Raw genomic sequence first — 500 nt, 5'->3', positions numbered from 1 at the left:
AGCTTCCACTTGTGCCAGCCGAAGAGGTCCGGCGCGAGACCGAACTGGCTGCCCATGACGTCCCAGTCGCCGACGTACGTGTCCCAGTCGCCCTTGCCGTCCGAGGGCCGGTGGTAGAGGTCGGGCAGGTCGAAGACGTGTCCGGTCTCGTGGGCGAGGACGTTGTGGTCGGGCGGGTGCTGTTCGAAGACGGTGACGACGCGCCTGATGTCCTTGCCGTCGGCGTGCAGGGGGCGGTCGAAGTTGACGACCTTGGTGGCATCGGAGTCGACACCCGGGGCGTCGGGGTCGGCGACCAGGTAGACGATGTCGTACTTCGAGAAGTCGACGGTGGGGTCGGCCACGTCGATCGCGTCGCGCAGATAGGCGCTGCGCCGGTCGTTGTCCCAGTCGCGCTGTATCCCGTACCAGACCGATGGCTTGGGCATCCGGATCCACTGCCGCTGGGGGTGCGGGCGCAGGGTGAACTTTCCGTACGAGGCGCGCTGGAAGAACTGGGT

Annotated in this window: 1 protein-coding gene; it reads right to left on the bottom strand. The window is 67.0% G+C overall.

What is annotated here, in order from left to right; all coding sequences use genetic code 11:
- Window positions 1-500, bottom strand: a 500-nt coding sequence (locus tag JGS39_RS40135; RefSeq protein ID WP_219574672.1) for a M6 family metalloprotease domain-containing protein, incomplete at both ends; no start/stop codon positions are given.

The organism is Streptomyces poriferorum (assembly GCF_019399235.1).
Lineage (GTDB): Bacteria > Actinomycetota > Actinomycetes > Streptomycetales > Streptomycetaceae > Streptomyces > Streptomyces poriferorum.
Note: the sequence above shows the minus strand (reverse complement) of the source record. Positions and strands in the feature narration are given on the sequence as shown.